Origin of the sequence: Geothrix sp. SG200, from assembly GCF_022808935.1 — a bacterium.
Taxonomy (GTDB): domain Bacteria; phylum Acidobacteriota; class Holophagae; order Holophagales; family Holophagaceae; genus Geothrix; species Geothrix alkalitolerans.
Genome location: NZ_JAKZFR010000001.1, coordinates 276,075 through 299,621, shown reverse-complemented (window position 1 = coordinate 299,621; position 23,547 = coordinate 276,075). Strand labels below are relative to the sequence as shown.

The window sequence follows — 23,547 nt, the reverse complement described above, 5'->3', positions numbered from 1 at the left end:
ATTCCGGACCCAACCCACCAGGAGCCTCCGATGCCCTACATGCTGCTGATCATGGAACCCCGAGGACAACGCGCCGCCCGCGGCGAAGAGGCGGGCCGCGCCGTCTACGACCGGATGCTGCGGTTTGCCGAGGATCTCCAGGGCCGGGGCCTGCTCAAGCTCACCAGCTCGCTCCACTCCGATCACGAAGGGGTTCGCGTGGAGGTGCGGAACGGACGGCCATCCCTGCTCGACGGCCCCTTTGCCGAGTCCAAGGAGATGGTCGGCGGCTTCTTCTACCTCACCTGCCAGACCCGGGAGGAGGCGGTGGCCATCGCCCTGGCCTGCCCCGCCGCCGAGTGGGCCACCGTCGAGGTGCGCGAGACGGGGCCCTGCTACGAAGGCGCCTGACGGCCGCGATCCCCGGTCCTTCGCCGGCCCGGACCCGCGGTTCGCCGGTTCGCTCCCCGGCAGGGGGGAACTCTCCCTAGATTGAAGGCACCCCGGGAGATCCCATGCCCTTGCAGTCCCCTCCCCACCCTGGTTTCTTCGAGGTCCTGACCACGCGCCGGGCCTACACCACCGTGCTCTACCTGCTGCTCACCCTCGTCACGGGCATCCTGGCCTTCACCTACGCGGTGACGGGGCTGTCCCTGAGCCTGGGGCTGGCCATCCTCATCATCGGCGTCCCCGTGGCGGTGGCCTTCCTGGCCGGCGCCCGCCTGCTCTCTGTGGCGGAGCTGCGCCTGCTGGGGGCGCTCGTGGGCGAGGGAACCCCCGAGGCGCCGGCCCTGCTGCCGCCGGGCGAAGGGTGGCTGGCCCGCACGAAGGCCCTGGCGGGCGACCCCCGCACCTGGACCAGCCTCCTCTACTTCGTGCTGCTCATGCCCCTGGGCATCGCCTACTTCACGCTGCTCGTCAGCCTGCTGGCCACGAGCCTGGCTCTGCTGGCCGTGCCGGTGCTGCACCTGCTGCAGGTGGGCGGCAGCTTCACCGGCGATGTGGGCGGCGTGGCCTGGATCTCCGCCCACCCGGGCCTGGCGGTGGCCCTCTGCGGCCTGGCGGGTCTGGCCCTCCTGCCCCTCACCCTCCACCTGGCCCTGCTGCTGGGCCGCTTCCAGATCTGGCTGGCCCGGCACCTGCTGGTCAAGCCCTGAAGGAGATCCCATGGCCACACGCACTGAGGAATTCAAGCTCGAGGGCGGCAAGATCCTCGACAAGATCAAGGAGCTCATCCACCAGGGGAACATCCGGCGGATCACCCTGAAGAACGAGGAGGGGAAGACCCTCATCGAGATCCCCCTCACGGTGGGTGTGGTGGGCGCGGCCCTGCTGCCGGTGTTCGCCGCCGTGGGCGCCCTGGCCGCCGTGGTCACCCGCATGGTGATCGTGATCGAGAAGACCGAGGCGGACTGAAAGATCAGGCCACCCGCCGCACGGCCACCAGGGTGAGGTCGTCGCCCCGGGGGGCATCTCCCAGGTAGCGCTCCAGGTCCGCCCGGCAGGCCGTCAGCAGGTCGGGAAGGGGAAGGCTCGCGCTCCGGCGCAGGGAGGCGGCCGCCCGCCCGATGCCGAACTCGCGCTCGCCCCGGGCGGCCTCGGTCCACCCGTCCGTGTAGAGCAGCAGGGTCTGGCCCGGAGCCAGCGCCAGCTCCCGCTCGGTGTAGACCGAATCGCCGAACAGCCCCAGCGGCAGGCCGCCCCCTTCGAGGGGCCGCACGCCGCGGCCGTCCGCCAGCAGCGGCCGGGGATGCCCCGCGTTGGCAATGGAGAAGCGCCCGTCCGATTCCAGCCTCAGGGCGGCCAGGGTCGCGTAGCTGACCGAGGAGGTGGCCTCGGCGAAGAGCTCGTTGGCCCGCTTGAACAGGTCCGGAAGCGGCTGTCCCGTGGGCACCAGGGCCCGGAACAGGGCGTGCAGGTGGGACTGGAGCAGGGCCGCCGCCACGCCCTTCCCCGACACGTCCCCCAGCACCAGGTGGAGGGGGGAGCCGGGCGCGGCGGGCGGGATGAGGTCCACGTGGTCGCCGGAGACCACGCCGCGGGGCTCCCAGTGGTAGGCCACCTCCCACCCGGCCTGGACCAGGCGCGCGGGCGGCAGGAGGGTGCGCTGCACCTTCCCCGCAGCCTGGAGATCCCGCTCCAGGCCCCGGCGCTCGGCTTCCGACAGGCATTCCAGGCAGACCCGGACCAGGGGATCCTCGGCCAGGCGCTCGGCGCTCATGGGGTCGTGGCAGACCGCGCAAAAGCCCCAGGTCCCCACCTCCAGGGCGCCGATGGCCGCGTCCACCCGCCGCATCAGGTCCACCCACCGGTGCTCGTTCCGGGAGGCGGTCAGGCGGGCCAGGTGGTCCCGCCGGGCGCTGAGCCGCTCGAGGGTCCGCGCTTCCAGGGGCGTCACGGCAGCTTCCCCAGGGCCGCCTCGGACAGCTTGCGGAGGAGGCCGATCTGGCCCGCATGGTAGGCATTGTGCTGCAGAGTGCCCAGGAGGAGCCCCCGGAGCGTGGTGTCGGAGCCCGGCCTGGCCTCGTCCAGGCGGGTCTCCTCCAGGGGGCGCACCGCGTCCCGGAGGCCGCAGTGCGCCGCCTCCAGGGTCTGGCAGAGGGCCTGCCAGGCGGCGTCGGAGCCGGGCGCCGCGGCTTCCCAGTCCCCTCCGGCCTCCGTGGAGGAGCGGGTCTCGCCGAGGATCTGGCGCCGGGCGTCCTCCATCCAGTAGGCCAGGTGTCCCGCGAGGTCGGCGATGGAATGGGCGGAGGGCCCCGGCCGCCAGCGGGCGCGGGCCGCATCGACGCCGGCCAGCAGCTCCATGACCGCGGGGCCATGCCAGGCGCCCCCCCGGAAGGCACGCTCCAGCTGGTCCGCCAGGCGGGTGGGGGCCGTGTCGCAGGTCTCGGACATGACTAACCTCCTTGGTGCTTGATGCAGGTTAATATGGACCGATCTTTTAACCTGTCAAGCATGCAAGGCAGGTTAGCCTTCTCCCATGGAACCTTCGCTCAACCTGGCCCTCAAACTGGCCCTCAACCTGGCCCCCAACCTGGCCCCCGAGCTGGCCCCGGCCGCCCCCTTCGAGTTCTCCGGAGGCGACCTCAGCCTGGATTTCGCGAACACCTGGGGGGACCGGGGCCGCCCCGAGACCGACGACCTGGGGTCCTACCCGCGGCTCCTGGCCTTCGCCCGGCAGGCGGAGCTCCTGACCGCCGGCGCCCCGGAAGCCCTCGCCGCCCAGGCCCTGGCCGACCCGACCGCCGCCGAGGCCGCCCTCCAGGCCGCCCGGGCCCTCCGGGAGGCGCTGTACGGCCTCTTCTCGGCCCGGGCCCATGGGCGGGGGGTGCCCCCCGGGGACCTGGCCGCCCTGAACCGGGCCCTCCGGGAAGCCCTGCCCCACCTCTGCCTCGCCGACGACGCGGCCACTCCGGCCTGGCGCTGGCGGGAGATGGAACGGCACCTCACGGCCCCCCTCTGGCCCATCGCCCGGGCCGCGGCGGACCTGCTGACCGCGGAGAAGCCGGCCCCGGTTCGGGAGTGCGGAGGCTCCCAGTGCACCTGGCTGTTCCTGGACCTCAGCCGCGGCCGCTCCCGGCGCTGGTGCTCGATGACCAGCTGCGGCAACCGGGAGAAGGCCCGCCGCCACTACCATCGGACCCGGAAGCCAAAACCGGGGCCCGAGGGCGGCCTCGATTGATGACACTTCAATCTTCTTGATTTCCGGGCAGCGCGATGGAAGGATGGGCCGCCTTCCCCTTTTCCATCAGGAGATCCCATGAAGAAGACCCTCGCGCTCGCCCTGCTCCTCGGCGCCCCCCTCGCGGCCCAGTCCTTCGAGGTGGGGCTCTTCGTCGGGCAGCAGCAGTACCCCTCCCCCCACATGGACGTGGCGCCCGGCACCACCCTGAACGTGGAGGCGGACAACAAGACCGTCGTTGGCGCCCGCTTCGGCTACTCGGTGGTGGACTTCGGCCCCGTCCTGCTCCAGCTCACCGCCGGCTACCAGCCGGAATCCAAGTCGACCCTCAAGGCCACCCTGGCCGGCACGCCCATGGGCGAGAGCGAGCTGAAGCAGAGCCACTGGTCCGCCGGGGCCATGTTCAACTTCAAGGCCGTCATCGCCGTGGGCGCGGGCCTGGAGTTCCGCTCCGAGTCCCTGAAGGAGAGCGGCGGGGACAGCACCACCTACAACCGCGTGTGGGCCCGCGTGAACGCCGGGTACGCCTTCCCCACGCCGCTGGTGAAGCCCTTCATCGGCATCGAGGCGGCCTTCCCCCTCAGCTCCAAGAGCAACGACTTCGCCTCCGCGGCGGACCTGCTGAAGAGCCTCGCCCCCAAGAGCCAGATCGGCATCTACGCCGGCATCCGGTTCTGATCCCACCCGAGTCGGACAGGCCCGGCGGCGCACCCGCCGGGCCTGTCCCGTTATGCTGGGGCCGGAGAAACAACGGCCATGCGCATCCTCGCCCTCGACCACCTGGTCCTCCGCGTCACCGACCTGGAAGCCATGACCGACTTCTACACGCGGGTGATCGGCCTGGAGCTCGACCGGCGGGTGCCCGACCTGGGGCTCGTCCACCTCCGGGCGGGGCGATCCATGCTCGACCTCGTTTCCGTGGGCGGGAAGCTGGGCGTGTCCGGAGGGGCGGCGCCGGGCTCGGAAGGGCGCAACCAGGATCATTTCTGCCTGCGCATCGAGCCCTTCGACGAAGCCGCCCTGCGGGCGCGCTTCGCCGACCAGGGCCTCGGGCTGAGCGAGGTCCACGACAACTACGGGGCCGAGGGCACCGGCCCCTCCGTCTACCTCCGGGACCCGGAGGGCAACGTGATCGAGCTGAAGGGACCCTCGGCAGATTGAGCGCGGGCGGGGTTCAGGCGCCCTTGTAGAGCGACTCGATGAGGGTGGCGTACATCTCGTTCACCACCCGGCGCTTGACCTTGAGGCTGGGGGTGAGCTGGCCGCTCTCCAGGCTCAGCTCGTGGTCGAGGATGGCCACCTTCTTGACCCGCTCGAAGTTGGAGAGGTGCTGGTTGACCGTCTCCACCCGCTCCATCATCAGCTCGTGCACCTCCGGGCGGGCCACCAGGTCGCGGTTGTTGGAGAAGCGGATCTTCTTCTGGTGGGCCCAGCGGTGCAGGCTGTCGAAGTTGGGGATGAGCAGGGCGGAGATGTAGTTCCGCTTGTCGCCCAGCAGGACCGCCTGGGTGATGAACTTGTCCGTCTTGAGCAGCTCCTCGATGGGCTGGGGCGCCACCTTCTTGCCGCCGCTGGTGACGATGATCTCCTTCTTGCGGTCCGTGATCTTGAGGAGGCCGCGGGGGCTCAGCTCGCCGATGTCGCCGGTGCGGAAGTAGCCGTCCGCGTCGAAGGCTTCCGCCGTGCCCTCCGGATTCTTCCAGTAGCCCTTCATCACGTTCGGGCCCTTGACGAGGATCTCGCCGTCCTCCGCGATCTTCACGTAGGGCTTGCCGTCCCAGGCGTCGTAGATGGGGCGCCCCACCTTGCCGGGAGCCACCTCGCCGAAGCGGTTGAAGGAGACCACGGGGCTCGTCTCCGTGAGGCCATAGCCCTCGGTGATGGGCAGGCCCACGGCCCAGAAGAAGGCCATGACCTTGGGCGCCAGCGGCGCGCCGCCGCTGATGGCGAAGCGGATGTTCCCGCCGGTTCGGGCCAGGATCTTGTGGAAGACCAGGTGGCGGCTCCACCAGAGCTGGAACTGGATCCAGATGGGGATGTTCTGCTTCTCGTACAGGTAGGGCACGGACATGTCGCCCGCCCACATGGCCCAGTGGAAGATGAAGCGCTTCACGAGGCTGCTGGAGGCCACGTTCTCGCGCACCCGGGCGTAGATCTTCTCGTAGATGCGGGGCACGCTGATGATGATGGTGGGCTTGGTGGCCTGGAGGTCATCGGCCACGGTGGCGATGCTCTCCGCGTAGTAGATGCTGGCGCCGATGCGGAAGGTGGAGTAGTGCCCCGCCATGCGCTCGAGAATGTGAGAGAGGGGCAGGAAGGAGAGGCAGCGATCCCCCTTCTTGAGCTGCAGCAGCTGGAGCGTGCGCTCCACGTTGGACACCAGGTTCCCGTGGGTGAGCATGGCGCCCTTGGGATCGCCCGTGGTGCCGGACGTGTAGATGATGGTCAGCAGGTCGTCCGCCTTCCGCTCCTTGGCCCAGGCCCGCACCTCGGCGCGGCGGGCCTCCAGGCCCTCGCCCTCGGCCATGAGGGTGGAGAAGGGGATCACGCTGGAATCGGCGGGAATGCCGTCCATCTGCACCACCCACTGCAGGGCGGAACCAGGCCCCTGCGCGGTCAGGGCCTTCCGCGCCTGGTCCGCCGTGGAGCAGAAGACGATGCGCGCCTCGGAGTGCTTGAGGATGAAGGCGCTCTGGGGCGCGTTCAGGGTGGGATAGACCGGCACGGTGGGCAGGCCCGAGATGGCGCAGGCGTAGTCCACGACGGCCCACTCCGGGCGGTTCTCGCAGATCAGGGCCACGGGCTCGCCCGCCTTGAGGCCGCGGGACTCCAGGGCCAGGGCCAGGCGCTCCACCCGGGCCTGCAGGTCCTGGTGGGAGATCGGCACGTAGCCGCCGCCCTTCCGGTAGGCCAGGGCATCCGGCGACTGGAAGGAACAGGCCTGGTAGAACAGATCGGCGATGGTTTGGACCATGGTCTTGCTCCGGAAGAAGATCGTCAGGGCGCGGGCCGCACCACCACCGATTCGGTGGGGCCGAGGCCCCAGCTCTTGAGCAGGGGTTCAGGCACCGAGATCACGCCGTCGGCCAGGCCGGGCACGAAGCGCGCCGCCTCGTGGGCCACGCCGCCCCGCCACTGGATCCGCACCTGGGTGATGAAGCCATGGCTGTAGGGCTGGAGGCCCCGCCAGCGGGATTCGTGGATGACGCCCAGCGCCACATGGTCGCCCTTCTTGAACAGCCCCGTCTTCATCGCCTCTACTGCCAGGGGGACGGCAGGCTCGAAGACCTGCAGGCGCTCGGCCTCCAGCAGCGCGAAGGCCGCCTCCAGCACCGCCGTCTCGTTCAACTGGGTGGAGGCCATCACCTGGTGGAAGTCCTGGTAGCCGTCGAAGTGTGCGATGGCCTTGAGGGCCTCGGGGGTGAGCTTCAGGCCCGCGGTGAGGGCCGGCTCCGGAAGGAAGGTCCAGGGCACCGCGTCCAAGGAGGGGAAGTAGGCCCCCAGGCGGCGGCGGGTGTCCAGGGTGCGGGCCGATTCCATGAGCAGGTCCGGCACGCTCCGCCGGATGCTGCCCACGGGCTTGACCGGCACCGCCTGGAACTCGAATTCGCCCCGCTCCCAGGCCAGCAGCTCGAAGGCGGCGGATTCGCCGGTGGAGCGCGAGGTTTCCGCATGGACCACCGCGCCGCCGCTCACGTACATCACGCCCTGGAAGCGGCCGTTCTGCATGAGCAGCTGGCCGGTCTTCTTGTTCAGATGGAGCAGCTGCACCACGTCCGTGATGCTGATGCTCTCGAGGAGGCCCCGGAGGTTGCTCATGGGCGCTCCGGAGCCGTGAAAGCGCGGATTCCCGCCGCCCCGGCGGAAGGGGTGCTGCGGGGGAAGGCATGGAGCGATGAGTAGGGCATGGCCGGGGACTTACCAATCAAGGAGGATCGACGGGTTGAGTGGTCCACCATTGGAAGGCCCCGCGTGGACCTGGTCAAGATGCGGAAAATCGGCCCATGCAAGAGCCAGCGCCGGTGGCACGCGCCCAGGGAAAACCCGGCCTGGGCCGATGGCCCGTAGCGACACGAGGCATTCATCCCGGCATCGCGGATCTCCCGGGCACCGTACACTGGCATCACCCACCGGAGCCTCCATGCCGTACCCCCACCTGCTGGCCCCCCTCGACCTGGGCTTCACCACGCTGCGCAACCGCGTGCTGATGGGCTCCATGCACACCAACCTGGAGGAGGCCAAGGGCGGCTTCGCCAAGCTGGCGGCCTTCTACGCGGAGCGCGCCCGCGGCGGCGTTGGCCTCATCGTCACGGGCGGCATCGCGCCCAACCTGCGCGGCCGGCTCTCACCCTTCGGCTCGCAGCTCTCCTGGCCCTGGCAGGTGGGAAAGCATCGCCAGGTGACCACCGCGGTCCACGAGGCCGGCGGCAAGATCGCCCTCCAGATCCTCCACGGCGGGCGCTACAGCTACCATCCCCTCAGCGTGGCGCCTTCGGCCCTCAAGAGCCCCATCACCCCCTTCAAGCCCCGGGCTCTCTCCCCGCGTGGCATCCGAGCCACCATCCGCGACTATGCCCGCTGCGCGGCCCTCGCCAGGAAGGCCGGCTACGACGGCGTGGAGATCATGGGCAGCGAGGGCTACCTCATCAACGAGTTCATCGCCGCCCGCACCAACCGCCGCACGGACGCCTGGGGCGGCAGCTACGAGAACCGCATGCGCTTCCCCGTGGAGGTGGTGAAGGCCGTGCGCGCCGCCGTGGGCCCCGACTTCATCGTGATCTTCCGCCTGTCCATGCTCGACCTGGTGCCTGACGGCAGCACCTGGGAGGAAGTGGTCCAGCTCGCCAAGGCCATCGAGGCCGCGGGCGCCACGATCCTCAACACGGGCATCGGCTGGCACGAGGCCCGGGTGCCCACCATCGGCCCCATGGTGCCCCGCGGCGCCTACGCCTGGGTGACGAAGAAGCTCAAGGGCGAAGTGTCGATCCCGCTGGTCACCACCAACCGCATCAACACGCCGGAGGTGGCCGAGGAGGTGCTGGCGGAGGGCTGCGCGGACATGGTGAGCATGGCCCGTCCCCTGCTGGCGGACGCCGAGTTCGTGAAGAAGGCCGCCGAGGACCGCGCCCTGGACATCGCCACGTGCATCGCCTGCAACCAGGCCTGCCTGGACCATGTCTTCGAGCAGAAGCGGGCCACCTGCCTGGTGAACCCCCGGGCCTGCTACGAGACCGAGCTGGTCTTCGAGCCCGCCTACGCTCCCCGCCGCATCGCGGTGGTCGGCGGAGGCGCGGCGGGCATGAGCTTCGCCTGCCACGCGGCCGAGCGAGGGCACGTGGTCACCCTCTTCGAGGCCCAGACCGAGCTGGGCGGCCAGGTCAACTACGCCAAGCGCGTGCCGGGGAAGGAGGAGTTCTACGAGATGCTCCGCTACTTCGGTCGCCGCCTGGCCACCGCGGGCGTCACCCTGCGCCTGGGCGAGCGGGCCACCGCAGACCAGCTGGCGGACTTCGAGGAGGTCGTCCTGGCCACCGGCGTCCTGCCCCGCACGCCGGACTTCCCCGGTGTGGACCATCCCAAGGTCATCAGCTACCCGGACCTGCTCTCGGGCCGGAAGGTGGCCGGACAGACCGTCGCCATCATCGGCGCCGGCGGCATCGGCTTCGACGTGGCGGAGTTCCTGGTGCACGCCGACCACGGCCCGGACCGCGCCCGCTACCTCGCGGAATGGGGCGTGGACGGCGCCCACGCCCACCGGGGCGGCCTGCTTCCGGCCCCCCAGCCGCCCCTGCCGGCCCGCACCGTGTACCTGCTCCAGCGCAAGACGGACCGCATGGGGGCCGGCTTGGGCAAGACCACGGGTTGGGCCCACCGGGCCGGCCTCAAGGCCATGAAGGTGAAGATGATGGGCGGCATCCACTACGAGCGCGTCGACGACGAGGGCCTCTGGATCCGCGACGGGAAGGACGCCGGCTCCAGGTGCCTGGCCGTGGACAGCGTGATCCTCTGCGCGGGCCAGGTCTCCGAGCGCAGCCTCGCCACGCCCCTCACCGAGCGCGGCGTCTCCGTGCACCTCATCGGCGGCGCCGACCTCGCCGCCGAGCTGGACGCCCAGCGCGCCATTCGTCAAGGCGCGGAACTGGCGGCGAAGATTTGATTTTTTTGCCACGGATGAACACGGATGAACGCGGATACTGATTCATCCGTGTTCATCTGAGTTCATCCGTGGCAAACATACTTCCCTTTGTTTCCGCTTCCGCCGCGCGGCGCCTCTTCCTGGGCGCCCAGGGACTGCTGGATGATCCGACGCGCCGGGCGACGGTGCCATCGCTCCAGGCCCTCATCGAGAAGCTGGGCTTCGTGCAGGTGGACACCATCAACGTGGTGGCCCGGGCCCACGACCTCACCCTCTCCAGCCGCCTGGACGGCTACCGTCCGGAGCACCTGCGGAAGCTGCTGGAGGACCGCCGTAGCCTCTTCGAAGCCTTCACCCACGACGCCTCCGCCATCCCCACGGCCTGGTTCGGGCACTGGAAACCGCGCTTCGCGCGGGACCGGGAGCGCATCCACGCCCACGCCTGGTGGCAGCACCACTTCCGGGGCACGGACGGGGCCCGGGTGGTGGGAGACGTGAAGGCCCGCATCGAGCGCGAGGGACCGCTGAAATCCTCGGATTTCGAGCACCCGGAGAAGCGCGGGCCATGGTGGGGCTGGAAGCCGCAGAAGGCCGCCTTGGACTTCCTCTGGCGCAGCGGCGAGCTGATGATCCCGCGCCGCGAAGGCTTCCAGAAGCTGTACGACCTGACCGAACGGGTGCTGCCGGACCATCACGCCCTGCCCTGCCCGAATCCCGAGGCGCACGTGGAGTGGGCCTGCGCCAGCGCCGCCGAGCGGCTCGTGGTCTTCACGCCGAAGGAGCTGGCGGAGTTCTGGGCCTCCATCGAGGCTGCGGAAGCCAAGGCCTGGTGCGACCGCGCGGCCAAGGCCGGGCGCATTGTCCCCGTGGCCGTGGAAGGCGCCGACGGCGAAGCTCGGCCTGCCTTCGCCCTGGCGGACTGGGAGAAGCGCCTGGCCAAGCTGCCCGATCCCCCGGAGCGCACGCGGCTGCTCTGCCCCTTCGACCCGGTGCTGAGGGACCGCGCCCGGGCGCTGCGCCGCTTCGGGTTCGACTACCGCTTCGAGGCCTTCGTGCCCGAACCCAAGCGCCAGTACGGCTACTTCGTGCTGCCCATCCTCGAGGGCGAGCGCTTCGTGGGCCGCCTCGATCCCAAGCTGCACCGCGACCGCGGCCAGCTGGAGGTCCGGGGCCTCTGGTGGGAACCCGGCATCAAGGCCACCAAAGCCCGGAAGCGCGGCCTGGACGAGGCCCTGGAACGCCTGGCCACCTTCGTGGGCGCCGAGGAGATCCTGCTCCCATGACCGCCCACCCCGACTACTGGAACGCCTTCTACGATGACGAGGCCCGGCCCGGCTGGGACATGGCCCGGCCCACGCCCGTGCTGGCGGAGGCCCTGGCCTGCGCCGCGGCCGCGGGTCTGGCGCCGGGCGCCTCCGTCGTCGTGCCGGGCTGCGGCTACGGCCACGACGCCGCCGGGCTCGAAGCCGAGGGCTTCGCGGTCACGGGCCTGGACTTCGCGCCCCTGGCCCTCCAGGGCGCCCGGGCGCGCTACGGCGACCGGATCACCTGGTCGTCGGCGGACTGGTTCTCCCCCGCGCTCGGTCCCTGGGACGCCATCTTCGACCACACCTGCTTCGTGGCCATGGACCCGGAGCGGCGCCGGGACTACGTGGAGGCCTGCGCGCGCCACCTGAGGCCCGGCGGGCTGTGGATCGCCGTGGTCTTCGACGACGTCCAGGGGCGTCCCGGCCCACCGCATGCCATCCCGCTGGAGACTTGCCGCGAGCTCGCCCTCCCCCGCTTCGAAATCCTCCACCTCGCGCGAGCCTCCGCCAGCCATCCCCGCCGGGCGGGGCGCGAGCTGCTGATGGTGGCGAGGCGCCGGCAGGATTGACCGGTGCCCCTCCGGGAATCCTTGGCCTAGAATGGTCCAAACCCCCGGAGCGCCCCATGCGAATGAAGCCCTTGGCTTTCCTTCTCTCGCTTTCTACGCTGAGCCTGCTGGCCCAGGACGTGGTGCGTCTGGGCAACCTGAAGTTCGCCCACTACGGCGCCGTGTCCTACATGAAGGAGATCGCGCCGAAGTACAACCTGAAGATCGACGAGCGGATGTTCGCCAAGGGCATCGACATCAACCCAGCCATCGTGGCCGGCGAGATCGACGCCAGCGCCGCGGCTCTGGACGCCGCCATCGCGGGCCGGGCCCAGGGCGTGCCCATCTACGTGGTGGCCGGCTTCGCCAAGGGCGGCGCCCGCATCGTGGTGAACGCCGCCACGGGCATCAAGTCGCTGAAGGACCTCAAGGGCAGGAAGGTGGGCGTGGCCCGGGGCGGCGCCCAGGAGCTGCTGCTGCTGGCGGAGCTGGCGAAGGCCGGCCTGACGTGGTCGGACAAGCCCGGCAAGGATGTGCTGGTGCTCTACATGCCCTTCGCGGACCTGAACCAGGCCCTCATGGCCAAGAACATCGACGCCATGTGCCAGAGCGAGCCCTACAGCTCCCAGGCCATCAACCGGAAGTTCGGCGTGGAGCTCCTGAAGCCCTATGACACCCCCCTCGGCGAGCCCATCCGCGCCCTGGTCATCACCGAGAAGCTCTACAAGGAACGCCGCGACGTAGCCCAGCGCTTCCTGCTCTGCTTCGTGGAGGCCACCAAGAAGTTCATCGACGACCCCAAGCTGGCCGAGAAGTACGTCCGCGAGAACATGTTCAAGAACCAGATCAGCTCCGAGGACTACCAGGACGCCATCGGCAACTCCCCCTTCAGCTATGACATCACCACGGAGCATGTGCAGGTCACCACGGACCTGATGGCCAAGTACGGCGTGGGCAAGATGGCCACGCCGCCCAAGGCGTCCGATTGGGTGAAGCTGGACCTCCTGGCCGAGGCCAAGAAGCAGCTGAAGATCGACCAGCCGGCGGCGGCTCCCAAGAAGGCGGCCCCCGCCAAGAAGGTGAAGAAGGGATGAAGCGCTACAGGCACGCCGCCTCCGGCATCCTCGTCCCGCTGGCGGCCCTGGCCCTCTGGCAGCTGCTGTCCGCCAAGGGCTGGGTGAACGCCACCATCCTGCCGTCGCCCATGCAGGTGCTCACCAAGTGGTGGGCCTACCTGCGGCCTCTGGAGGCCTTCGATCCGGCCCAGGGCTCGTACCTCAAGTGGTGCTTCTCCGGCGAGCTGCCGCAGGACGCCATGGGGAGCCTCTACCGCGTGCTCGTGGGCTTCCTCATCGGCACGGGCCTGGCCCTGCCACTGGGCCTGGGCATGGGGTACAGCAAGGTGGTCTACGCCCTCTTCAACCCCCTCATCCAGGTGCTGCGGCCCATCCCGCCCATCGCCTACATCCCGCTGTCCATCCTCTGGTTCGGTCTGGGCAACCCGCCGGCCATCTTCCTCATCAGCATCGGGGCCTTCTTCCCCGTCCTGATGAACACCGTCACCGGCGTGCAGAACGTCGACAGCATCTACCTTCGCGTGGGCCGCAACCTGGGGGCCTCGGGGTTCACCCAGTTCACGCGCATCATCCTGCCGGCCGCCACGCCCTACATCTTCACGGGCGCGCGCATCGGCATGGGCACCGCGTTCATCGTGGTGATCGTCTCCGAGATGATCGCCGTGAACAACGGCCTGGGCTACCGCATCCTGGAGGCCCGCGAATACCTCTGGTCCGACAAGATCATCGCCGGCATGTTCACCATCGGCCTGCTGGGCCTGGGCATCGACACGGTCATGAGCCGCCTCAGCTCGCGCATGCTGCGCTGGCACCGCGGCCTGGAGCAGGGATGAGCGCCATGGACAGCCACATCTCCGTCCAGGGCGTGCACAAGGTCTTCCAGAGCGGGGGACAGGACGTGTACGCCCTCAAGGCCATCGATCTCGAGGTCGCCCGCGGCGAGTTCGTCTGCCTGCTGGGCCCCTCGGGCTGCGGGAAATCCACGCTCCTCAACGCGGTCGCGGGCTTCAGCCTGCCCAGCTCCGGGCACATCCTGGTCGAGGGCCAGCGCATCGAGACCCCCGGCCCCGACCGCGGCATGGTGTTCCAGGAGTACGCCTTGTTCCCCTGGATGACCGTGGAGCAGAACATCGCCTTCGGCCTCCAGATCAAGGGGCAGCCGAAGGCCTCCATCCAGTCCAAGGTGGACAGCCTGCTGGAGTTGCTGCACCTCCAGGATTTCCGCAAGCGCTATCCCAAGGACCTGAGCGGCGGCATGCGCCAGCGCGTGGCCATCGCCCGGGTGCTGGCCCTGGACTCGCCCATCATGCTCATGGACGAGCCCTTCGGCGCCCTGGACGCCCTCACGCGGCGCAACCTGCAGGACGAGCTGCTGCGCCTCTGGACCGAGCTGAAGAAGACCATCCTCTTCGTCACCCACAGCATCGAGGAGGCCCTCTACCTGGCGGACCGCACCGTGGTGATGACCTACCGTCCCGGCACCATCAAGCGCGACTTGCGCGTGGACCTGCCGCGCCCCCGGGACGTGGCAAGCCCGGCCTTCAACACCCTGAAGAAGGAGCTGAGCCTGCTCCTCATGGAAGAGCAGAACCGGCACGAACAGGACGAATTCCGCGGCGCGGCGGTGGACTGAGGCGGCGGCTGGCCTATTTTTTCGGGTTGGTGTCCACGCCCACCAGGGTGTAGAGCGGGCAGGTCCCCGTGAAGGCGGTCGCCAGCGGCACCAGCCCGATGAGGCCGAACCAGCGGGCGTTGCCCTTCAGCAGGAAGAGCAGGCTCAGGAGCACGAGCCCGACCAGGATGCGCACGACCTTGTCGGTGCCTCCTATGTTCATCTTCATGGCAACCTCCTTCAGGGTTGAGGGGGAAGGGTCGGTGGAACGGGAAGCGCGTCCGTCCCCCGCCCCCGGGTGGCCAGGGCCACGGCCAGGGTCCAGAGGGGCGCCAGGTTCAGCCAGGGCACGGCCTCGGTGACGAAGGAGGGCAGGAAGGCCCAGTGGAAGCCCACCAGGAGCCACATCACGATCATGGTGAGAAGGTCCAGGCCGGCCCCCAGGAACCAGCCCGCGGGGCCCGTGAGGTCCGCGGGCACCTGGATGGCGTCCACCGCCAGGGCGATGGCCCAGGCCAGGCGGATGCGCGTTCTGCTGAGGGGACGGATCATGTGAGGAAGTCTACGCCCGGTCCTCCGGAATGCGAGGATGGAGGCTCCGCCTCCGGACGCCCCATGCCCCTCGCGCCACCCGCCCCATCCGCCCTCCAGGCCGTGATCTTCGACTTCGGCCAGGTGGTCTGCACCTTCGATAACCGCCGCATGTATCGCGCCCTCTCGGCCCTCTGCGGCCTGTCGGAGGAGGACCTGGCCCGGCGCGTGGCCAGTTCGGACCTCCCCCGCGCCTACGAGTCCGGCGAGATCTCCTCCCCAGCCTTCCTGGAAGGCCTGTCCGTCTTGTGCGGCTTCGCCTTCCCCGAGGCCGACTTCATCCGTGCCTTCACGGACATCTTCACGCCCATCCCCTCAACCTTCGACCTGATCCGGCGCCTGAAGCCCCGCTACCGCCTGGGTCTGCTCTCCAACACCAGCCCCTGGCACGCGGAGCACGGCATTCGGACCACGGGGGTGTTCCCCCTCTTCGACGCCGCGAGCTTCTCCTACGAGGTGGGCGCCATGAAGCCCGATCCCCGCATCTACCAGGACATCGTGGCCAAACTCGGCCTCCCGCCGGGGGCCTGCGTCTTCATCGATGACCTTCCCGGGAACGTCGAAGGTGCCCGCGCCACCGGGATGCACGGGATCACCTACACAGGGCCGGTGGCACTCCTGGTCGCGCTCCGGAAGCTGGGCGTCAAGCCCTGATCAGCGGCGGGCCTTCCCCGTGGCCCGTTCGATGCGGATGCGCACCACCGCCGTGCGGAGGAGGTCCTTGCCGATCTCCCGCGCCACCACGTCCGCGTGGTCCGGGGCGAAGCGGAGCCCCAGGGCCTGCAGGGCCGCCCGCTTCCCGGCCTCGTCCGCGACCAACTCCGCGCGGCCGAAGACGATGACGCTGGCGTAGCGGGTGGCCAGCTCCGCAGGGATGGGCTCCGCCAGGGTCACGGCGCAGTACGACACCTTGGGGTTGAAAGCCAGGTTGTCCAGCTTGTGGCCCTTCGTGGCGCAGTGGAGGATCAGCGCGCCATCCACCACGGCGTGGTTCACGGGCACCGCGTAGGGCCAGCCCTCCGCATCCACCGTGGCCAGCACGCCCCACTCCGCCTCCTGGAGCAGGCGCAGGGCCTCCGCCTCGTCCAGGGCGCGGTCGCGGCGGCGGATGGGGTGGTTCGGGGCGCTCATGAGCGCTCCTTCTGCTTCATCGCCAGCCAGTTCAGCGCCTCCAGGGGCGTCATGCGGCTGAGGTCCAGGGCCTCCAATTCGCCGCGGAGGGCGTCGGGTTCCACCTCGAAGAGGGGCAAGGCGGGTTGAGATGGCATGGGCGCCCGGGGCGGCGCTTCGGGCGCCTGGGCCAGCAGCCGCTGGGCCTTCTGGATGACGGCCTTGGGGAGGCCCGCCAACCGCGCCACCTGGATGCCATAGCTGCGGTCCGCCGGACCCTGGGCCACGCGATGGAGGAAGTGCAGCTGCTCCTCCCACTCCTGCACCTCCACGTGGAGGTTCTGGATGCGGGCGTCATCGGCCAGCTTGGTCATCTCGAAGTAGTGGGTGGCGAAGAGCGTGCGGGGCGCGCCGCTTTTGAGGTCGCGCAGGAAGACGGCGATGGCCTCCGCCAGCGCCAGTCCGTCGCGGGTGGAGGTGCCCCGGCCGATCTCGTCGAGGATGACGAGGCTCGCCGCCGTGGCCTGGTTGAGGATCCGCGCGGTCTCCGTCATCTCCACCATGAAGGTGGACTGGCCCTTGGCCAGCTGGTCGGAGGCGCCGATGCGCGTGAAGATGCGGTCCACCAGCCCGAAGCGCATGAGCTCCGCGGGTACGAAGGACCCCGCCTGGGCCAGCACCACCAGCAGGGCCGCTGTGCGCAGGAAGGTGGACTTGCCGCCCATGTTGGGGCCCGTCACCACGGCCATAGGCTGCGCGGCGGTGAACTGGAGGTCGTTGGGAATGCACTCGCGGCCCAGCCGCGCCTCCAGCATGGGATGGCGGGCGGAGGCCAGCACCAGCTCCCGGTCCTCGCCCAGTTCGGGCCGCGTCCAGCCCGACAGCCGCGCCCGCTCGGCCAGGGCCGCCAGCACGTCAAGGGCTGCCACGGCCCGGGCCAGCCTGGTGAGGTCGGCCCGGTGCTCCAGCACCAGGGCCAGCAGGCGCTGGAACTGCACGGCCTCCAGGCGGACCTGGTCGCTCTCGGCGCTCAGCAGCCGCTGCTCGAAGGCCACCAGCTTTTCGGTTGTGAAGCGCTCGGCGTTGGCGAGCGTCTGCTTGCGCAGGAAGTGGCCGGGCACGGCGCCCAGGTTGGCCTTGGTGATCTCGAAGTAGTAGCCGAACACCCGGTTGTACTTGATCTTCAGGCTCTGGATGCCCGAGGCGGCACGCTCCTCCTCCTCCAGCTCCAACATCACCTGCTTGGCGTCCCGGGCCAGGCGGCGCACGGCGTCCAGCTCGGCGTCGACCCCCTCGCGGATGGCGCCCCCCTTCTCCAGGTCCAGGGGTGGGGCTTCGGCGAGGACCCGCTGAAGCTCGGAAAGCAGGGGCGTGCAAAGCGGCGTCTCCGCAGGCCAGAGGCCCAGCTCCGCCACCTCGTCCGCCCAGCCTTCGTCATGGATGCGGGCGGGCAGCTTCTGAAGCACAGCCAGGCCCTCGCGCAGCTGGGCCAGCTCCGGGGCCGTGGCGAGCCCCAGGGCCACGCGGCCCAGTAGGCGGTCCAGGTCCGGCACCTGGTCCAGGAGGCTCTGGATGGGCGTGCGGCGGCGGTCCTCCGTGAGCCAGGCCACCTGGGACCACCGGCGCTCCAGGGAGGCGCGGTCGCGCAGGGGCTGCTCCAGCCAGGCCTTCAGCAAGCGCGATCCCATCCGCGTGCGGCACTGGTCCAGCAGGGCCAGCAAGGAGCCCGCACGGCCGCCGTCCAGGCCGTTGGCCAGCACCTCCAGGTGCCGGGCGCTGGTGGCGTCCAGCAGGGGGCCCGCCGCGCCCAGTTCCAGCGACACGCCCTGGAGATGGGCGGGACGGCCCTTCTGCGTGGCCTCCACGTGATCGAGCAAGGCCGCCAGGGCGCCGAGCGCCGCCGGGTAGGGATCGAGCCCCACACCCTCCAGGTGCTGCCAGCCAAAAAAAGCCAGCACCTGCTGCTTCGCGCGGGAGGCCTCGAAGCGCCAGGCGGGAAGGCGCGTTCGGGCGGCCTCCAGGTCGGGAAGGTCCTCGGCGCCTTCTGCCAGGATCAGCTCCTGGGGCCCCAGGCGCTCCAGCGTGGCGCGGAGGGCCTCTTCGCCGTCGCCGGGAAGCACCCGCAGGGCACCGGAGGCCAGCTGCAGCAGGGCCAGGCCCCACGCACTGCCCGAGCGATGAAGGGCGCAGAGCCAGCGGGCGTCGTCGTCCAGCCAGGTGCCGGGCGTGATGATGCGCTTGATGGCGCGGGGCAGCAGGCCCTTCACCTCCTCGGCCTTGGCCGTGGGCTCGGCGATGGCCGCGGAGAAGCCCGCCGCCAGAAGCTTCGGGAGGTACGAGTCGAGGGCGAAGTGGGGCACGCCGCACATGGGGGTTTCCGATTCGGTGCCCTTGCCGCGCAGCGTCAACGCGATCTCCAGCACCGGCGCCGCCCGCACCGCGTCCTCGCCGAGGATCTCGTAGAAGTCCCCCATCCGCGTGAGCAGCACGGCGTCCCCCGCCTCGCGCTTGAGGGCGGCGATCTGCTGCATCATCGGCGTGGACATGGGCTTCCTGACCTGTAGGAAAAAAGGAATGAATTAAGCGGAGGGAAGCGGAGGGGCGGAGGAAAGCGGAGGAACCCTGGGGTTCAGCATGCGCTTGATGCCGCCGTCCTTCATGGGCCAGCGCCAGAAGTTGAGGAGGAATGCAAGCCGTTTGGAGGCGCAACGCAGATAGGTCAGCAACTGAGCCTCGTGGAAATCCGTGAGGTGCTCCACGGTCTTCAATTCCAGCACGATCTCGCCCTCGACCAGCAGGTCCATCCGGTAGGCCACGGGAATCTCCAGGTTTTCGTAGTGAATGCCGAGGGGAACCTGGCGTTCGACCTTGAGCCCAGCCTTCTCGAGTTCGTAGGCCAAGCAAGCCTCATAAGCGCTTTCGAGCAAGCCTGGACCCAAAGTTCGCTGACCTTTGATAGCACAGCCTAGGATCGCCTCCGTCAAACGCTCCTGCTCCAATCCTCCGCTCTCCTCCACCACTCCGCTCCCCTCAGCTTCTTCCCCGATTCCTTTCACCTGAAATTCCATACGCTCGTGCTGTGACGAAACCCCGATCTTCCCACAGCCGCCGGGTTGCCGCGATGATGGGGCCATGGAACGGGTGGACTGCATCGTCATCGGCGCGGGGGTCGTGGGGCTGGCCCTGGCGCGCGAGCTGGCCCTCCGGGGCCGCGAGGTGGTGCTGCTGGAGGCTGAGGATCGCGTCGGCACCGGCATCAGCTCGCGCAACAGCGAGGTCATCCACGCGGGGATCTACTACCCGACGGATTCCCTCAAGGCCCGCCTCTGCGTGGCCGGGAACCGGGCCCTCTACGCCTACTGCGCCGCCCGCGGCGTCGAGCACCGCCGCTGCGGCAAGCTCATCGTCGCCACGGAGCCTGGCCAGGTGGACGCCCTGCGGGGGCTCCGGGCCAAGGCCGAGGCCAATGGGGTCCTGGACCTCCAATGGCTGGAGGCCGATGAGGCCCGCAGCCTGGAGCCGCGTCTCCGCTGCGCCGCGGCCCTGCTCTCCCCCAGCACGGGCATCGTGGACAGCCACGGCCTCATGCGGGCTCTGCGGGTGGACGCAGAAGCCGCGGGCGCGACCGTCGTGCTGAAGAGCCCCGTCCTCGGCGGCCTGGACACGCCGGAAGGCCTGCGGGTGGAGGTGGGCGGAGCCGAGCCCATGAGCCTCATCGCGGCGCGCGTCTTCAACTGCGCCGGCCTGGGCGCCCAAGCCGTGGCGAGCGGCTTCGCGGGCATCCGCCCAGGCAGTGTGCCGCCCCTGCACCTCTCGAAGGGCAGCTACTTCTCCCTCTCCGGCGCCGCACCCTTCTCGCGGCTGGTCTATCCCGTGCCCGATGGCAGCCACCTGGGCGTGCACCTCACGCTGGACCTGGCCGGGCAGGCCCGCTTCGGGCCCGACATGGAGTGGGTGGAACGCGAGAACTACGACGTCGACATCCGCCGGGCGGACGGCTTCTATGCCGAGGTCCGAAAGTACTGGCCGGGCCTCTCCGACGGCGCCCTCCAGCCCGCCTACGCGGGCATGCGGCCCAAGCTCCACGGCCCGGGCGAGCCCGCTCCCGACTTCGTCATCCAGCGGGAGGACATCCACGGGATTCCCGGCCTGGTGAACCTGTTCGGCATCGAATCTCCCGGCCTCACCGCCAGCCTGGCCCTGGCCGTGGAAGCGGCGGGCTAGGTCGTCGCCTCACGCCGAGGCCGGTGGGAAGCATCCGGTCCCAGGGCGCCGCCTCCGCCCGGTCGGCCGGGGGTCGGACCGGCTTCCACCCCGGAGCCACCATCAGCGCGGCTTTGATCAGTGCCACCGGCGCGGAGGCCGGGTTTTCTGAGACACCATGGGCCCGAGGGTCGATAATCCTGGGACCTGCCCATGACCGACTTCTTCCCGGATCCGCCCTCGCCCTCTTCCGTCCCCGGCGGAAACGGGGACGACTGGACCGCCGCCGCCCCGGAACCGGCCCAGGATGCGACCCGGCTCGAGCGGGCCGACGGGTCCTCCGGGAACTCTGGCGACCGCGGCCCCGGCCTGAGCCACGAGGAACTCCTGGCCCGTTTTCCGCTGCCCCGGGAGGGGCGCTATGAGGCCCTGGAGGTGGTCGCCGAGGGCGGCATGGGGGTGGTCTACCGGGCCTTCGACCGCCAGCTGCAGCGCACCGTGGCCATCAAGCTCCTCAAGCGGCTGGACCGGGAGGACACCGAGCGGTTCCTCCAGGAGGCGCGGGTCCAGGCCCAGCTGGAACATCCGAACATCTGCCACATCTTCGAGGTCGGCGAGGCGAAGGGCCACCCCTACCTCGTCATGCAGTTCGTGGATGGTCCGACCCTCCGGGAAGCCAACGAGGGCCTCGACCTGCGGGCCAAGGTGGAGGTCATCCTCCAGACCGCCGAGGCCCTGCACACCTGCCACCGCGCCGGCATCGTCCACCGCGACGTCAAACCCGGCAACGTGATGCTGCAGAAGACCGACAAGGGCCTGCACGCCTACCTCATGGACTTCGGCGTGGCGCGGGATCTGGACGCCATCTCGCACACTCGCACCCACGCCATCATGGGCACCCCGACGTACCTGAGCCCGGAGCAGGCGCTGGGCCGGGCCGACAAGGTGGACCGCCGCTCGGACGTCTACGCCCTCGGCACCCTCCTCTACGAGTGCGTTGCGGGAGTGCCCCCCTTCCGGGGCGCGACCCCGCTGGCCCTGCTGAGGAGCATCGCCGAAGACGAGCCCGTTCCGCCCGCCCGTCACGTTCCCGGGCTTCCGCGGGACCTCCAGACCATCATCCTCAAGGCCCTGGAGAAGGAACCCGAGCGCCGCTACGACTCGGCCCGCGCGTTCGGCGAGGACCTCCGCCGCTTCCTCGACGGCGATCCGATCCAGGCCCGGCGCCCCTCCCTCCTCTACCGCGCGGATCGGCTCTTCCGGCGGAACCGGCCGGCGGCGATCCTCCTGACCTGTTTCCTCCTGGCGGCGGTCTATGGCCTCTTCTTCGCCCTGAGGGCCCGCTCTCAGGCGCGCTTCGCCCAGCAGCTGACTCAGGAGGTGGAGCGTCTCAACAGCCGCATCTTCCAGGTGCGCAGCCTGCCCCGCCATCCCACGGGTCCGGAGCTTCTGGAGGTCCGCGCCGCCCTGGCGCGGCTTCAGGCGGAAACCGAGGCGCAGGGCCGCTGGGCCCAGGGACCTGCCCGCCTCGCCATCGGCCGCGGCCACCTCGCCCTGGGGGACCTGGAGCAGGCCCGCATCCAGCTCGAGGCGGCCAGGAAGGCCGTGCCCTGGGATCCGAACGCGGCCCAGGCCCTCGGCACCACCCTGGCGCGCCTCTACGTGGCGGAGCTCGAAGGCCTCCATGGCCAGGCCCTGGAGGAACGACGCCGGGACCTGGAGTCCACCCTGCGTGGTCCAGCTCTGACCCTTCTGCATGAGGCTCGGGGGCGCAGCCTGGAGGGATCCGCCTACGCCGAGGGCCTGCTCGCCCTCGTGGAGGGGCGCCACGACGAGGCCCTGCAGAAAGCGAAGGAGGCCCAGGCGCATCAGCCCTGGTTCCCGGAGCCCTGGCTGCTGGAGGCCGAAGTTCGCCAGGAGCTGGCCTTCGGCCTTCTCGCCAAGGGCCGGCGGGAGGACGCCCTGGCCCAGATCGGGGAAGAGGGCGTCGCGCTCACGGCGGCCCAGGACCGGGCCCGCAGCGCCCCCGAGCCCCTGGTGGAGGAAGCCCAGCGCCGCTTCGTCCTGCTGGGCCTGAAGGTGGACCAGGGCCAGGCCACCCCGGTGGATCGCGACTGGGCGCTCACTCCCGTCCGCGAAGCCCTGACGGTGGACCGCGACAACTGGCGGGCGCACAGCTACGGGACCGCCATCCACCGCCGCTGGGCCGCCTACCTGCTGAACCGCGGCGAGGACCCCAGCTCCGAACTCGATGCGGCCGCGGCGGATGCCGAGATGGCGCTCGCGCTCCGGCCAGCCGAGGCCGCCCTGTGGGTGAACTGGGCCACGGTCCTCCGCAACCGCGCCGAACGCGAGATGGCCCAGGGACGCGATCCGGAGCCGTTCCTGTCCAAGGCCGAGGCCGGCCTTCAGAAGGCGCTCGAACAGCCGCGCCTGCACGACTTCCTTCTGGACGCGCTTGGCAACATCCACGCCCTGCGGGGCGAGCGCCAGCTCCAGACCGGAATGGATCCGACCGCGGAAATCCGGGCCGCCGCCGACCGCCTGGAAGCCGCCTCCGCCATGCGCCCCTGGGTCGGCCACGACTACAGCGAGGGCGCGGCCTACCAGACCCTGGCCCAGTATCAGGCCTGGGCCGGCGCCGATCCCCGCGCCGCCCTCGAGGAGGCCCTGCGCTGCCACCGGAAGGGCCTGGCCCTCCAGCCTTCGTCGCGCCTCTCGCGCCTGGGCCTGGCGACCGCCCTCCTGGACCGGGCGGCCACAGACCTGACCCAGGGCCGGAACGCCACCGCAGACCTGGCCGAAGCCCGCCGGGAGATCGAGGCCGTCCTGGCCCGGGGGCCTGGCCAGCCGGACGCCCTGGCGGCCAGCGCCCGCGAGCGGCTGCTTTCGGCCCTCGCTGGCCGCGCCTCCGCGCTGGCCCGGGAGGCCCTGGCCCTCCAGAAACGCGCCGTGATGGCCACCCCCGGCAATCCGGTTCTCCAGATCGCCTGGGGGGCCCTGGCCCTCGACGCCACCCGGGAGCTGCGGCTGCCCCTGGATCCCGCTGCGGCCGCCGCCCTCCGCGCCGCCGCCCGGATGCGTCCCTGGGACGGCTGGGCCCAGCTGCTGGACGCGGAGCGGCTGAAGCGGGAGGGGCGCCCGGACGAGGCCAGGACCCAGGCGGCCAAGGCCCTCCAGCTGAATCCGACACTGAAGCGTGAGGCGGCGAGGCGGGGTCTGGCCTGATCCGGCGGTCCCGTTCAGGGGCCACCTCCGCCGCGAACCAGTCCAGGCCATCCTCCAGGCGTCGGCGCGCCCCCC

Annotated in this window: 24 protein-coding genes; 15 read left to right on the top strand and 9 right to left on the bottom strand. The window is 70.4% G+C overall.

The window, feature by feature from the left end; translation table 11 throughout:
- Positions 1-30 precede the first annotated feature (30 nt).
- From ML539_RS01335 to ML539_RS01325, 3 genes are all read left to right on the top strand, one after another.
- The gene (locus ML539_RS01335) at positions 31-390 is read left to right on the top strand and encodes a YciI family protein (RefSeq protein ID WP_243319918.1); all 360 of its coding nucleotides are present in this window, start codon (positions 31-33) and stop codon (positions 388-390) included.
- A 104-nt stretch (positions 391-494) separates the two neighbouring features.
- Positions 495-1,136 carry a sensor domain-containing protein gene (locus ML539_RS01330; protein WP_243319917.1) on the top strand — a complete coding sequence of 214 codons (642 nt, stop codon included), beginning with the start codon at positions 495-497 and terminating at the stop codon, positions 1,134-1,136.
- Positions 1,137-1,146: 10 nt separating this feature from the next.
- Entirely contained in the window at positions 1,147-1,395 is a 249-nt protein-coding gene (locus ML539_RS01325; RefSeq protein WP_243319916.1) for a DUF4342 domain-containing protein, read from the top strand.
- 4 nt (positions 1,396-1,399) lie between these two features.
- On the opposite strand, the gene ML539_RS01320 is transcribed toward ML539_RS01325, so the two are convergent.
- Together ML539_RS01320 and ML539_RS01315 are read right to left on the bottom strand one after the other, a co-directional pair.
- A complete protein-coding gene (locus ML539_RS01320) occupies positions 1,400-2,377 on the bottom strand; it encodes a SpoIIE family protein phosphatase (protein ID WP_243319914.1) in 978 nt (325 codons plus the stop codon).
- Positions 2,374-2,874, bottom strand: coding sequence for a DinB family protein (locus ML539_RS01315; RefSeq protein ID WP_243319912.1), 501 nt, complete (start codon positions 2,872-2,874; stop codon positions 2,374-2,376). The genes ML539_RS01320 and ML539_RS01315 overlap by 4 nt, the downstream gene beginning before the upstream one ends.
- 85 nt (positions 2,875-2,959) lie before the next feature.
- Here ML539_RS01315 and ML539_RS01310 point away from each other — a divergent pair, with 85 nt between their 5' ends.
- From ML539_RS01310 to ML539_RS01300, 3 genes are all read left to right on the top strand, one after another.
- Complete coding sequence (locus tag ML539_RS01310) at positions 2,960-3,661, top strand: ABATE domain-containing protein (protein WP_243319910.1); 702 nt, start codon at positions 2,960-2,962, stop codon at positions 3,659-3,661.
- A gap of 78 nt (positions 3,662-3,739) precedes the next feature.
- Positions 3,740-4,339: a hypothetical protein gene (locus ML539_RS01305; protein WP_243319908.1), complete on the top strand. Its 600-nt coding sequence runs from the start codon at positions 3,740-3,742 to the stop codon at positions 4,337-4,339.
- A gap of 78 nt (positions 4,340-4,417) precedes the next feature.
- The gene (locus tag ML539_RS01300; protein WP_243319905.1) at positions 4,418-4,822 is read left to right on the top strand and encodes a VOC family protein; all 405 of its coding nucleotides are present in this window, start codon (positions 4,418-4,420) and stop codon (positions 4,820-4,822) included.
- 13 nt (positions 4,823-4,835) lie between these two features.
- Here the strand turns inward: ML539_RS01300 and ML539_RS01295 are convergent, their stop codons facing one another.
- Both ML539_RS01295 and ML539_RS01290 read right to left on the bottom strand, forming a co-directional pair.
- Positions 4,836-6,635 (bottom strand): long-chain fatty acid--CoA ligase, encoded by a 1,800-nt coding sequence (locus ML539_RS01295; protein ID WP_243319902.1) that lies wholly within the window; start codon positions 6,633-6,635, stop codon positions 4,836-4,838.
- Between the two features lie 23 nt (positions 6,636-6,658).
- Positions 6,659-7,480, bottom strand: coding sequence for a DUF4388 domain-containing protein (locus ML539_RS01290; protein WP_243319900.1), 822 nt, complete (start codon positions 7,478-7,480; stop codon positions 6,659-6,661).
- 322 nt (positions 7,481-7,802) lie between these two features.
- Between ML539_RS01290 and ML539_RS01285 the strand changes: the two genes are divergently transcribed.
- The 6 genes from ML539_RS01285 to ML539_RS01260 all read left to right on the top strand — a co-directional run bounded on the left by ML539_RS01285 (position 7,803) and on the right by ML539_RS01260 (position 14,361).
- Positions 7,803-9,818, top strand: a complete 2,016-nt coding sequence (locus ML539_RS01285) for an NADPH-dependent 2,4-dienoyl-CoA reductase (protein ID WP_243319898.1) — start codon at positions 7,803-7,805, stop codon at positions 9,816-9,818.
- A 68-nt stretch (positions 9,819-9,886) separates the two neighbouring features.
- The gene (locus ML539_RS01280; protein WP_243319896.1) at positions 9,887-11,080 is read left to right on the top strand and encodes a crosslink repair DNA glycosylase YcaQ family protein; all 1,194 of its coding nucleotides are present in this window, start codon (positions 9,887-9,889) and stop codon (positions 11,078-11,080) included.
- The gene (locus ML539_RS01275; RefSeq protein ID WP_243319894.1) at positions 11,077-11,673 is read left to right on the top strand and encodes a methyltransferase domain-containing protein; all 597 of its coding nucleotides are present in this window, start codon (positions 11,077-11,079) and stop codon (positions 11,671-11,673) included. The genes ML539_RS01280 and ML539_RS01275 overlap by 4 nt, the downstream gene beginning before the upstream one ends.
- A gap of 62 nt (positions 11,674-11,735) precedes the next feature.
- A complete protein-coding gene (locus ML539_RS01270) occupies positions 11,736-12,746 on the top strand; it encodes an ABC transporter substrate-binding protein (protein ID WP_347710734.1) in 1,011 nt (336 codons plus the stop codon).
- Positions 12,743-13,561, top strand: coding sequence for an ABC transporter permease (locus ML539_RS01265; protein WP_243294510.1), 819 nt, complete (start codon positions 12,743-12,745; stop codon positions 13,559-13,561). Before ML539_RS01270 ends, ML539_RS01265 begins: the two co-directional genes overlap by 4 nt.
- Complete coding sequence (locus ML539_RS01260) at positions 13,558-14,361, top strand: ABC transporter ATP-binding protein (protein WP_243319890.1); 804 nt, start codon at positions 13,558-13,560, stop codon at positions 14,359-14,361. Before ML539_RS01265 ends, ML539_RS01260 begins: the two co-directional genes overlap by 4 nt.
- Positions 14,362-14,374: 13 nt before the next feature.
- On the opposite strand, the gene ML539_RS01255 is transcribed toward ML539_RS01260, so the two are convergent.
- The gene (locus ML539_RS01255; RefSeq protein ID WP_243319888.1) at positions 14,375-14,569 is read right to left on the bottom strand and encodes a DUF2892 domain-containing protein; all 195 of its coding nucleotides are present in this window, start codon (positions 14,567-14,569) and stop codon (positions 14,375-14,377) included.
- An 11-nt stretch (positions 14,570-14,580) separates the two neighbouring features.
- Positions 14,581-14,892: a hypothetical protein gene (locus ML539_RS01250; RefSeq protein ID WP_243319886.1), complete on the bottom strand. Its 312-nt coding sequence runs from the start codon at positions 14,890-14,892 to the stop codon at positions 14,581-14,583.
- 63 nt (positions 14,893-14,955) lie between these two features.
- Here ML539_RS01250 and ML539_RS01245 point away from each other — a divergent pair, with 63 nt between their 5' ends.
- Positions 14,956-15,585: an HAD family phosphatase gene (locus ML539_RS01245; RefSeq protein WP_243319885.1), complete on the top strand. Its 630-nt coding sequence runs from the start codon at positions 14,956-14,958 to the stop codon at positions 15,583-15,585.
- Here ML539_RS01245 and ML539_RS01240 read toward each other — a convergent pair whose 3' ends face one another.
- Genes ML539_RS01240 through ML539_RS01230 form a run of 3 tightly spaced genes read right to left on the bottom strand, consistent with a single transcriptional unit; the run spans position 15,586 to position 19,109 of the window.
- Positions 15,586-16,062 carry a pyridoxamine 5'-phosphate oxidase family protein gene (locus ML539_RS01240; protein ID WP_243319883.1) on the bottom strand — a complete coding sequence of 159 codons (477 nt, stop codon included), beginning with the start codon at positions 16,060-16,062 and terminating at the stop codon, positions 15,586-15,588.
- Complete coding sequence (gene mutS / locus ML539_RS01235) at positions 16,059-18,587, bottom strand: DNA mismatch repair protein MutS (protein ID WP_243319881.1); 2,529 nt, start codon at positions 18,585-18,587, stop codon at positions 16,059-16,061. Before mutS ends, ML539_RS01240 begins: the two co-directional genes overlap by 4 nt.
- 33 nt (positions 18,588-18,620) lie before the next feature.
- Positions 18,621-19,109 carry a GxxExxY protein gene (locus tag ML539_RS01230; protein ID WP_243319879.1) on the bottom strand — a complete coding sequence of 163 codons (489 nt, stop codon included), beginning with the start codon at positions 19,107-19,109 and terminating at the stop codon, positions 18,621-18,623.
- A gap of 64 nt (positions 19,110-19,173) precedes the next feature.
- On the opposite strand from ML539_RS01230, the gene ML539_RS01225 reads away from it, so the two are divergent.
- Positions 19,174-20,265: an NAD(P)/FAD-dependent oxidoreductase gene (locus tag ML539_RS01225; protein WP_243319877.1), complete on the top strand. Its 1,092-nt coding sequence runs from the start codon at positions 19,174-19,176 to the stop codon at positions 20,263-20,265.
- A gap of 192 nt (positions 20,266-20,457) precedes the next feature.
- On the top strand, positions 20,458-23,472 hold the full coding sequence (locus ML539_RS01220; protein WP_243319875.1) for a serine/threonine-protein kinase: 3,015 nt from the start codon (positions 20,458-20,460) through the stop codon (positions 23,470-23,472).
- Positions 23,473-23,547: the final 75 nt, after the last annotated feature.

Coding starts and splice junctions, on each gene's coding strand:
- ML539_RS01335 (WP_243319918.1), top strand. CDS start 31: ATGCCCTACATGCTGCTGATCATGGAACCCCGAGGACAACGCGCCGCC.
- ML539_RS01330 (WP_243319917.1), top strand. CDS start 495: ATGCCCTTGCAGTCCCCTCCCCACCCTGGTTTCTTCGAGGTCCTGACC.
- ML539_RS01325 (WP_243319916.1), top strand. CDS start 1,147: ATGGCCACACGCACTGAGGAATTCAAGCTCGAGGGCGGCAAGATCCTC.
- ML539_RS01315 (WP_243319912.1), bottom strand. CDS start 2,874: ATGTCCGAGACCTGCGACACGGCCCCCACCCGCCTGGCGGACCAGCTG.
- ML539_RS01310 (WP_243319910.1), top strand. CDS start 2,960: ATGGAACCTTCGCTCAACCTGGCCCTCAAACTGGCCCTCAACCTGGCC.
- ML539_RS01305 (WP_243319908.1), top strand. CDS start 3,740: ATGAAGAAGACCCTCGCGCTCGCCCTGCTCCTCGGCGCCCCCCTCGCG.
- ML539_RS01300 (WP_243319905.1), top strand. CDS start 4,418: ATGCGCATCCTCGCCCTCGACCACCTGGTCCTCCGCGTCACCGACCTG.
- ML539_RS01295 (WP_243319902.1), bottom strand. CDS start 6,635: ATGGTCCAAACCATCGCCGATCTGTTCTACCAGGCCTGTTCCTTCCAG.
- ML539_RS01290 (WP_243319900.1), bottom strand. CDS start 7,480: ATGAGCAACCTCCGGGGCCTCCTCGAGAGCATCAGCATCACGGACGTG.
- ML539_RS01285 (WP_243319898.1), top strand. CDS start 7,803: ATGCCGTACCCCCACCTGCTGGCCCCCCTCGACCTGGGCTTCACCACG.
- ML539_RS01275 (WP_243319894.1), top strand. CDS start 11,077: ATGACCGCCCACCCCGACTACTGGAACGCCTTCTACGATGACGAGGCC.
- ML539_RS01270 (WP_347710734.1), top strand. CDS start 11,736: ATGAAGCCCTTGGCTTTCCTTCTCTCGCTTTCTACGCTGAGCCTGCTG.
- ML539_RS01265 (WP_243294510.1), top strand. CDS start 12,743: ATGAAGCGCTACAGGCACGCCGCCTCCGGCATCCTCGTCCCGCTGGCG.
- ML539_RS01260 (WP_243319890.1), top strand. CDS start 13,558: ATGAGCGCCATGGACAGCCACATCTCCGTCCAGGGCGTGCACAAGGTC.
- ML539_RS01255 (WP_243319888.1), bottom strand. CDS start 14,569: ATGAAGATGAACATAGGAGGCACCGACAAGGTCGTGCGCATCCTGGTC.
- ML539_RS01250 (WP_243319886.1), bottom strand. CDS start 14,892: ATGATCCGTCCCCTCAGCAGAACGCGCATCCGCCTGGCCTGGGCCATC.
- ML539_RS01245 (WP_243319885.1), top strand. CDS start 14,956: ATGCCCCTCGCGCCACCCGCCCCATCCGCCCTCCAGGCCGTGATCTTC.
- ML539_RS01240 (WP_243319883.1), bottom strand. CDS start 16,062: ATGAGCGCCCCGAACCACCCCATCCGCCGCCGCGACCGCGCCCTGGAC.
- mutS (WP_243319881.1), bottom strand. CDS start 18,587: ATGTCCACGCCGATGATGCAGCAGATCGCCGCCCTCAAGCGCGAGGCG.
- ML539_RS01230 (WP_243319879.1), bottom strand. CDS start 19,109: ATGGAATTTCAGGTGAAAGGAATCGGGGAAGAAGCTGAGGGGAGCGGA.
- ML539_RS01225 (WP_243319877.1), top strand. CDS start 19,174: ATGGAACGGGTGGACTGCATCGTCATCGGCGCGGGGGTCGTGGGGCTG.
- ML539_RS01220 (WP_243319875.1), top strand. CDS start 20,458: ATGACCGACTTCTTCCCGGATCCGCCCTCGCCCTCTTCCGTCCCCGGC.